This is a genomic window from Rhizobacter terrae (genome assembly GCF_003852895.1).
Classification (GTDB): domain Bacteria; phylum Pseudomonadota; class Gammaproteobacteria; order Burkholderiales; family Burkholderiaceae_C; genus Albitalea; species Albitalea terrae.
The window spans coordinates 515,249-524,430 of the sequence record NZ_QUSW01000005.1 but is presented as its reverse complement, the minus strand read 5'-3'; the positions used below and the strand labels follow the sequence as shown (position 1 = coordinate 524,430).

The 9,182-nt window shown below is 64.5% G+C and carries 7 protein-coding genes; 3 read left to right on the top strand and 4 right to left on the bottom strand.

From position 1 onward, the window contains the following. Position 1: 1 nt before the first annotated feature. From DZC73_RS20030 to DZC73_RS20015, 4 genes are read right to left on the bottom strand one after another with little or no spacing between them, the layout of a single operon-like run. Entirely contained in the window at positions 2-949 is a 948-nt protein-coding gene (locus tag DZC73_RS20030) for a hypothetical protein (RefSeq protein ID WP_124542127.1), read from the bottom strand. After that, positions 946-2,211, bottom strand: a complete 1,266-nt coding sequence (locus tag DZC73_RS20025) for a glycosyltransferase family 4 protein (protein WP_124542126.1) — start codon at positions 2,209-2,211, stop codon at positions 946-948. Before DZC73_RS20025 ends, DZC73_RS20030 begins: the two co-directional genes overlap by 4 nt. Beyond that, positions 2,211-3,614 carry an HlyD family type I secretion periplasmic adaptor subunit gene (locus DZC73_RS20020; RefSeq protein WP_124542125.1) on the bottom strand — a complete coding sequence of 468 codons (1,404 nt, stop codon included), beginning with the start codon at positions 3,612-3,614 and terminating at the stop codon, positions 2,211-2,213. Before DZC73_RS20020 ends, DZC73_RS20025 begins: the two co-directional genes overlap by 1 nt. Further along, positions 3,611-5,815, bottom strand: coding sequence for a type I secretion system permease/ATPase (locus tag DZC73_RS20015; protein WP_407924117.1), 2,205 nt, complete (start codon positions 5,813-5,815; stop codon positions 3,611-3,613). Before DZC73_RS20015 ends, DZC73_RS20020 begins: the two co-directional genes overlap by 4 nt. A gap of 294 nt (positions 5,816-6,109) precedes the next feature. On the opposite strand from DZC73_RS20015, the gene DZC73_RS20010 reads away from it, so the two are divergent. The 3 genes from DZC73_RS20010 (at position 6,110) to DZC73_RS20000 (ending at position 9,180) form a co-directional block, all read left to right on the top strand. Continuing rightward, positions 6,110-7,798: a carboxylesterase/lipase family protein gene (locus tag DZC73_RS20010; protein ID WP_124542123.1), complete on the top strand. Its 1,689-nt coding sequence runs from the start codon at positions 6,110-6,112 to the stop codon at positions 7,796-7,798. 25 nt (positions 7,799-7,823) lie between these two features. Further along, positions 7,824-8,606, top strand: coding sequence for a Crp/Fnr family transcriptional regulator (locus DZC73_RS20005; RefSeq protein WP_161974655.1), 783 nt, complete (start codon positions 7,824-7,826; stop codon positions 8,604-8,606). A gap of 175 nt (positions 8,607-8,781) precedes the next feature. Then, entirely contained in the window at positions 8,782-9,180 is a 399-nt protein-coding gene (locus tag DZC73_RS20000) for a hypothetical protein (RefSeq protein WP_124542121.1), read from the top strand. The last annotated feature ends 2 nt before the right edge of the window (positions 9,181-9,182 follow it).

Here is a 9,182-nt window from a genome sequence, read left to right as displayed (position 1 = left end):
GCTAGTCCCCCTTCTTTGGTTTCAGAACTTGATCTACGAAATAGCGGCTGGTGGTGTCGGCCATACCTTTGGAATTCGGGCAAATCAGGGCACTGCTTCCTGCGTGTTGCCATGGAGCACGAGCACCACCGCTGCTGCCCATTCCACCGTCTCTGACGTATCGAGTCATTTCGCCAAGAATGGCACCGGTGCGAATGTCCAGAACTCTTACCTTGGTGCCTGCAATCCACATCTTTCTGTCGCTCGGCTCGACGATGTCCTCATAGTCCACGCCATAGTCGGCGGTCAAGCCTGCGACGGGCTCTCGAACCAGTCTTGAGCGTTCCCAATCTCCAGCGGGAACGGCAGAATTGATAGTTCGCGCGGCCGAAAACTTGTAGATCTTTCCGTCAATAGGATCTGGCGCTATCACAGATCGATAGCGAGGTAGTTTGCTATCAGGCTCAATTCCAATTTGACCGCGTACCGACGCTCTGAGCGCCTGAGCTGCTTCAGGGCTCATTCCCGGCGGAATGTCAAACATGGGCGCGCGCTCTCCTCCCAGAAAGCTTGCGATGTAGGAATAGCCGGATCCCTCGGTCGCCATTGCTGCCCCGGGCAACATGGGATCGAAGTAGTCTTTCCAGTCAAGTTTCGGACGGACCTTGAGCAAGGAGATCGTCTCCACGTTCTCAACCACTTTGAAGATCTTGATATTTTCCGCGCCACAAAGCTCATTGAAGCGTTGCTGGGCAGCGTTTACTTGCACGCGTTCTTGGCCGACGGCCGCCTTCCTTTCGCCGTACTCTCGAAGTACCAAGATGATCGGTATCGACATGACGCCTGCAGCGGCGACTCCGGCCAGTGCTCGCCCTTTCCGTGAGCGGGGCAACCACACGGCTACTCCGATGACAATGGCCGTGAACGACAAGTAGCCGTAGATCAATAGCTGTGAAAATCCGTGGGTCACGAGATGCTCTCCATTGTTGAGCTCACGAGTTGATCATGAAATGAGATTCGGGCCTGTTCATACCCAGCCTTTGGCAGAAGTAGCTGGTCGTAGCTTTGAAGGCCGCGAAAGCGCGTGAAGCCTTGAGCCTTGCGCCTGGAAGTCACACATAGATCGTTGGATGGAGCTTGTGCATCCCACCGCTCGCCAAGCGCTGCGGTGATCGCCTCGACATCGTGAAACCCGGCCAGTCGCCCATCGACTCCGTCACGCAGAACCTCTTCGACCGGCGCAGTCTTAGACCCAATCACCACACACCCACTGGCCATCGCCTCAAGCATCGACCACGACAGCACAAAGGGGTAGGTCAAGTACACATGCGCCGCCGACACCTGCAGCACCTTCCGATACTGGTCATACGGCAGCTTGCCCACGAAGTGCGTGCGTGAGGGATCTACCTTGACCTCGCGCAGCATCTTCTCGCGCCAGTTCTTCGCATCCTTGGGTCTTCGCCCGTAGCTCACATCATCCCCACCCACGATGATGGTGTGGCAGCCCTTGTGCTCCTTCTGGATCTTCTCCAGCGCCCGCATGAAGACGTGGAACCCGCGGTACGGCTCCAGGTTGCGCGCCACGTAGGTGATGATGGGCTCACCCGCCTTGAACTGCCGCCCGTTCAACACGATCTGCGCGTTCGGATCCGGCCCCAGCAGCTCGGTATCTATGCCCTCATGGGCCACCACGATCTTGTCCTGGTACGCCTGGGGATGCCGGCTCTTTTGCCACTGCGTGGGCGACACGCCCACGTCGCAGTTCTCCAGGTTCAGCAAGTGCAGCGCATTCCAGGTGCGGATGCGCGCGTGATCATCGAAGGTGGTTGGGAACTCCGGATCGAAGCCCACGTCCGCGCCTTGCGCGCTGTAAAACCACTCGCAGAAGTGGATGAGCCGAGCGTCGGGGAACACATCCTTGGCGTATAGCGTCTCCCCCCAACCGGGATGGGCCAGGATGGCGTCGGGCGTGAAGCCTTGCTTCTTGAGATCGAGCAGCAGACGCGCGACGGCCTGTCCGTGCAAGACCGCCGATTCCATGCGGCTCAGATAGTGGTGCTGCTGTTGCCGCACGTCGCGGTGCGGCTTGTAGGTGATGCAGCGCATACCATGCAGCCCCGGGCAGCCCTCGCGCCCAATGCCCACGACTTCCCAACCCGGGCGCTCGCTCCAGGCTTTGGCGATGTGCCGGAACTGCCCAGGGAAGTTCTGGTGAATGACCAGGATGCGCATCAGCGTTCCTTCAGGCTCTCGGAAGTGGCCCGTTCGATGGGGCTGAGCAGGTAGTCGATCACCCGCCGCTTGCCCGTCTTGACCTCCGCCGTGACATTCATCCCCGGGCTGATGCGGATGCGCTTGCCGTCCACATCGATGTCGCCCTTGGCCAGCCTGAGCGTGGCCGGGAAGATCGCGCCACGCTTCTCATCGTTCACCGCATCGGCCGTCACGCTATCCACCTTCGCCTCGATGGTCCCGTAGCGCGTGTACGGGAAGGTCTCCAGCTTGACCTGCACGCTCTGGCCGGCGTTGACAAAGCCGATGTCCCTGTTGTCCACGATCACCTCGGCGGTGACCTGCGCGTCCTTGGGCACCACCACCATCAGCACCTGTGCCGGCGTGACCACGCCGCCTTCGGTATGGATGGCCAACTGCTGCACCGTGCCAGTCACCGGCGCAGTGAGCTGCGTGAGCCGGCTGCGCTGCTCGGTCTTGCTGCGCTCCTGGGCGAGCTGCTCGCGTTTGGAGCGCGCCTGCGCCTGACGCTCGTTGAGCTGACGCTGCGTCTCAGCCAGGTAGGACGCCTTGGCGTTCTCGGTCTCCTTGGCCGCTGCCTGCGCTTCGAGCAGCCGGGCCCGTTGGGTGGCAAGGTCGCGCTCCTGCTCGATGCGTTCGCGCGTGCGGTCCTGTCCAGCGTGGCTGGACATGAAGCCCTGCTCCGTCAGCCGCTTGAAGTCCGCCTCGCGTTGCTGGGCAATTGGCAGCGTCGCCTCCAGCTTGGCGATGGTCTCGCGCACGGTGGCAGTCTCCGCGCTCCTGCGGGCCTGTTCCGCCCCGAGCTTCGCCAGCTTGGCGGTGATGTCTTGATATTCGGAACTGAGCTGTGCCTGTGTTGGCGCGTCGGTGCCGGAGAGTCCCGGCGGTCGACCTGTCCTCAGTGACTCCATCAGCGCCGTGGTGCGCCGCTCTTCAGACACTGCGGCCGCCCACTGCTCCTGCACGCTGGCCTTGTCGGCGCTGGCGTTGGTCGCATCCAGCTCGATGAGCACCTGTCCGGCCTGCACCAGGTCGCCATCCTTCACCAGCACGCGCTTGACCACCCCGCTCTCAAGCGGCTGCACCGTCTTGCTGCTGTCGCTGACCACGATGCGCCCGGGCGCCACCGCCACGATGTCGATCTGCCCGAAGATGGCCCAGGTCAGTGCGATCACGAACAGCGCGCAGATGACCCAGGTGGCCCGCCGCGGCGCCGGGTGGCTGGGCGTCTCCTGCAGGCTCAGCGCCGCGGGCAGGAAGGCCACCTCGTCGGCCATGCGCTTTGGGCCGGTCAGTTCATGGCGCATCGCCCAGGCGGCCTTGAACACAGCCTTGTAGCGGCCCATCAGTTCGAGGGCCGGATGTCGCATCGTCTCGCTCATGCTTGCCTTCCGGACTGGATGGCCCACAGGTGGGCGTACACCCCGCCTTGCTTGACCAATTGGTCATGTGGCCCGGACTCCACCACCCGGCCGCGGTCCATCGCGATGATCCGATCGGCCATGCGCACCGCGCTCAGCCGGTGGGCGATGATGATCACCGTGCGCCCCTTGCAGATCGCGCCCATGTTGCGTTGCAGGATCGCCTCGCTCTCGTAGTCCAGCGCGCTGGTGGCTTCGTCCAGGATCAGGATGCGCGGGTTCGTGAACAGCGCCCGCGCTATGGCGATGCGCTGTCGCTGTCCGCCCGACAAGCCCGTGCCCTGCTCGCCCACGATGGTGTCGTAGCCTTCGGGCAGCTCGCTGACGAACTCGTGCGCTCCGGCCAGCCCCGCCGCGTGCATCACCGCCTCGATGGGCGCTGCCGGATCGGTGACGGCGATGTTCTCGCGCACGCTGCGGTTGAACAGCAGGTTCTCCTGCAGCACCACGCCAATCTGCCGGCGCAGCTGCGCCGCATCGATCAGGCTGATGTCCACCCCGTCGACGAGCACGCGCCCCTGCTCGGGCGTGTACAGCCGCTGCACCAGCTTGGTCAGCGTGCTCTTGCCCGAGCCGCTGCGGCCCACGATGCCGATCACCTCGCCGGCCTTCACGTCGATGCTCAGGTCATGCAGCACCGGTGGCGCCTCGGGCCGGTAGCGGAAGTTCACGTGCTCGAACTGAATCTGGCCCTTGAGCGGAGGCAGCTGGGCCGCGTTGCTGGGGGGCACTTCGGTGCGCGTGTTCAGGATGTCACCCAGCCGCGCCATGGAGATGCCCGTCTGCTGGAAGTCCGTCCACAGCTGCGCCATGCGCATGATGGGCTGCGCCACGCGCTGCGCGAACATGTTGAAGGCCACGAACTGGCCCACGCTCAGTTCCTGGTCCATCACCAGCCGTGCGCCATACCACAGGGTGAGCGCACCGACGAGCTTGCCGATGAGGTTGATGCCCTCGTGGCCGTAGTTGGCCAGGGTTTGTGTTTTGAAGCTGGCGCTGACGTAGGCTGCGAGCTGATCGTCCCAGCGCTTGGCAATCGCCGGCTCCAGCGCGCTGGCCTTGACGGTCTGGATGCCCGTGACCGTCTCCACCAGCAGCGCCTGGTTCTCCGCACCGCGGGCGAACTTCTCGTTCAGCCGAGCCCTGAGCACCGGCACCAGCAGCACGCTGATGCCCACGTACAGCGGCAGGCTCACCAGAACGATGAGCGTCAGCGGCACGCTGTAGGCGAACATCATCGCGATGAAGATGATGGAGAACGCCACGTCCAATACCAGCGTGATCGCGTTGCCGGTCAGGAAGCTTCGAATGTTCTCCAGCTCGCGCACCCGCGCCACGGAGTCACCCACGCGACGCGCTTGGAAGTACGCCAGCGGCAAGTTCACCAGGTGGCGGAACAGCCGCGCCCCGAGTTCCACGTCGATGCGACTGGTCGTGTGGCTGAACACGTAGCTGCGCAGCACCGTCAGCACGCTCTCGAACACGACCACCACGATCAGCCCGATCACCAGCACGTCCAGCGTCGTCGTGCCCCGGTGCACCAGCACCTTGTCCATCACCACCTGGAAGAACAGCGGGCTGACCAGCGCGAACAGTTGCAGGAACAGCGACACAACCAGTACTTCGCCGAGGAGCTTGCGGTACTTCACAAGGCTCGGGATGAACCAGCTGAAGTCGAACTTGGCCAATGCCCCGGCCAGCGCGGCGCGACTGGTGATGAGGATGAGTTCGCCGCTCCAGTTCTGCGCGAACAGCTCCACCGATTCGATGACCGGGCGTCCGCCCTGAATGGCGCCGGAGGGGTCCTGGATCAACACGCGCTGGCCATCGCATTGCGCGAGGATCACCACGCGAGGAGCGCCATCATCGCTGCGCATCAAGGCCAGCGCTGGCAGATTGGCCAGATTCAGTCGATCAGCAGTCGTTCGCGTGCGCTTGGCTTTGAGGCTCAAGTGCTTGGCTGCCAGCAGCAGGTCTTCGATGCCCGGTGCGTAACTGGCCGACCAGCCCAGCTGATGCGCCACATGCACCGGATCGGCCGCCACATGATGCAGCCTGGCAATCATGCACAAGGCCAAAAGTGATGCTTTTGGCCTTGGCTCCTCGCCGACGGAATTCGTGGGCGAGCCCACAGCGGCGGCCATCACGGCTGCGCTTGTCATCGATAGCAAGATAACCCCCCGCAATTCCAGCTTTGTCCAACCTTGCTGGATGTCGCAATGTACGTTTTACCGTCTAGAAATTGTCCCCCCTTGATGGGGGGCTCGAACTCACTCTAAGCCCGTGGTTTCCAATGGTTGTGAGCACCATTCACGAAGCATCGCGACTGGCGGTTTGAGTTGACTAGGCTAGGAACCAGGCCGGGGAAACACCGAGGGAGGGTCGGATTTGTCTGATGGCTGCGCCGCGCCGGCGTTCCTAAAGTCGGCGCGCACCAGACACCAGGAGACAAGACCATGACCTCGACCCTTCGCGCCGGCGCTGCGCTCGCCGCTGCCTCGCTGTTGTCGCTGGCCGCCTGCGGCGGCAGCGACGACGCACCGCCGCCCACCCGGCGAGCCACCAGCTTCGGCACCGTCGAAGGCATCGACCACAGCACGACGACCGGCACCTATGCGTGGCTGGGCGTGCCCTACGCCAAGCCGCCGGTGGGCTCGCTGCGCTGGATGCCGCCGGTTGATCCGGCACCATGGTCCGGCGTAAGGGCGACGCAGTCCTTCGGCCACGGTTGCGCGCAGGGCGGCCGCTACTTCAGCCCCGCACCGAACGATGCACCCTACGGCCTGGCCGTGCGCGAAGGTTTCGGCAAACCGGTGGGCGACGAGGACTGTCTCACGCTGAACATCTGGCGTCCGTCGAACGCGCAAGGACCGTTGCCGGTGATCTTCTTCATCCACGGCGGCAGCAACATCTCCGGCTACTCGGCCGACCCGGTGTACGACGGGCAGGCGCTGGCGAAGAAGGCCAACGCGGTGGTCGTCACCATCAACTACCGCGTGGGCATCCTCGGCTGGCTGGACCTGCCGCAGCTCAAGACCGGCGACGCGCTGGCCGACTCCGGCGACTTCGCGCTGCTCGACCAGTTGCAGGCGTTGAAGTTCGTCAAGAACAACATCGCCGCGTTCGGCGGCACGCCTGACAACGTGACCGTGATGGGCCAGTCCGCGGGCGCAGTCAACGTGTGGAACCTGCTGGTGTCGCCGTTGTCGGCCGGCCTCTTCCACAAGGCCATGTCGCTGAGCGGCGGCATCGCGAACTCGTCGCGCACGACGGCGCAGACCTATTCGAAGGCGCTGCTCAACGCGATCGTCATCGCTGACGGCAAGGCCACTGACGCCACCTCGGCACAGGCTTGGCTCGCCACGCAGACCGACGCGCAGGTCGCCGCGTACCTGCGCGGCCTCACCACCAGCCAACTGCTCACGGTGATGCTCGCCAACCCGCAGCTGGGCAATGCACCCGCGCCCATCGAGGACGGCAACGTGGTGCCGGTGAATGCCGCCGCGGCACTTGCGGCCGGCAAGTACCAGAAGGTGCCCGTGCTCGCCGGCAATACGAAGGACGAGGGCACGCTCTTCGCCAACCTGTTCGGCACCGTCACGGGCACCGGCATCAAAGGCTTCAAGCTGACCGACTACGACCGCTTCGGGCTGCAATTCAACTTCGATCCGAACGCGCCCGCCGCACTCACCGAAGGCGACCTGATCGACCCGGCCTACTTGCCGGTCACGGCCACGCCCTACGGATGGAACGCGTTGTCGGCCTATGCATCGAACGCGATCTTCCTCGGCCCCGTGACACCGCAGCTCACGTCGCTGGCCGCGCAGCAGCCCGACAAGGTCTGGTACTACCGCTTCGACTGGCATGAGGAGCCAGTGCCGTTCAACACCGTCTACGGCGCAACGCACGCGCTGGATCTGCCTTTCGTCTTCAGCAACTTCGGCACCAACGTGTTCTCGTTCGCCTACACCAACGCCAACAAGCCGGGGCGCGAGGCGCTGTCGGACGCGATGATCGCGAGCCTCTCGGCATTCGTGAAGACCGGCAACCCGAACACGCCGGCCCTGGGCGTCACCTGGGCCAACTTTCCGGCCAAAGTGGTGATGGATGCATCGCCCACGCAGCTACAGATCAGCGCGCAGTGACGCCGACAACGAGAGGATGAATCCGATGCTGGCCACCCAAGGCACACCCTTCTTTCGTGCAGGAAACTTCCTGCTGGAACGCTCCAACCTGGGCGCCTTGATGGCGGGCGCGTTCGGCCGCCTGCCGCAGTCGCTCAGGTCGCAGGTGCTGGAGGCGGCCACCATGCAGTACGTGCCCGCTCGCTCGCCGGTGTTCGGACGCGATGAGCCGGCGCCGGTGTGCGTGGGTGTCGTGTCGGGTGCGGTGCGCCTGGGGTCGGCGCTGGTCGACGGCCGCAACATGACGCTGGACGTGCTGGGTCCGGGCGACTTCTTTGCAGACCTGGCCTGCGCGCGCGCCACGCATGACCTGGAGACGATCGCGGACTCCAGGCTCGTGGTCCTCAAGGCCGAGGCACTGCGGCGACTCATGCAGCGCGAGCCGGACTTCACGCTGTTCGTGGCGCAGACCTTGTCGTCGCATCTGCAGGTGGCATACCAAGCGGCGGCTCATCTGCTGGAAGCATCGCTGGAGGAAAGGACGCTGATCAAGCTGCTGGACCTGAGCGCGAAGTTCGGCGTCCGCCGCGACGACGAAGTCTGCATCGACCTGCCGATCGTCCAGCAGGACATCGCCGACATGGTGGGCTGCTCCCGCCAACGGCTCAACGTGGCTGTCCGCGAACTGGTCCTGAGCGGCACCGTGCGGCTGAGCCAGCGGCCTCGCCGCATCTTCCTGCGCGGCAGCAACGTGCCGGCACGCGTGCTGCCAGAGCAGGGCCGCTTCGCATCCGATGCCACCGCTTCGTCCGTGCGGCATTGCAGATGACGTTCGCCATCTAAGTTGGAGGAACACACAAGGACGCGCGGAGCCTAACGGCGGGTTCCGGCGTCTCACCCCCACTCCTACCAACCCACGAGGGCGCACGCACCGCGCTACTCGCAAGCGCCGGCGTCCCCCTCATGCATGCCCGTCGGCCCACAGGAAAACCAGGTGGACCACGATGGCCGATCACTACGACTTCCAACCCGGGTACGGACACGACGGCGCCGTGCTGGACGCGGCGCCCGTTCCCGCGGCCGCCCTCAAGGCCCTCACGGCAGCGCTGAACTCGCAGGATGCGCTGCCGGCGCAGCGGCTGCGCTCAGTGGCTTTGCGCTGCTCCGCGGGTGACGTGCCCACGGCCGACGCGATGCTGCTGCGCCTGCAGGCCCTGGCCTTTCTCTGCCATGAGCGTCGCCTCAGTCCCTGGGTCACCTACGACGGGGAGGGTCAATGGGACATCTCCTGGCCGGCCTTCCTGGCGGCGGCCCGCTGCCCCCTGAGGATCGTCGACGGGCGAACGAGCCTGAATCCCGTGGAGTTCGAGACCGCGTGCATTGAACATTTCGCGCTCGGGTGAGT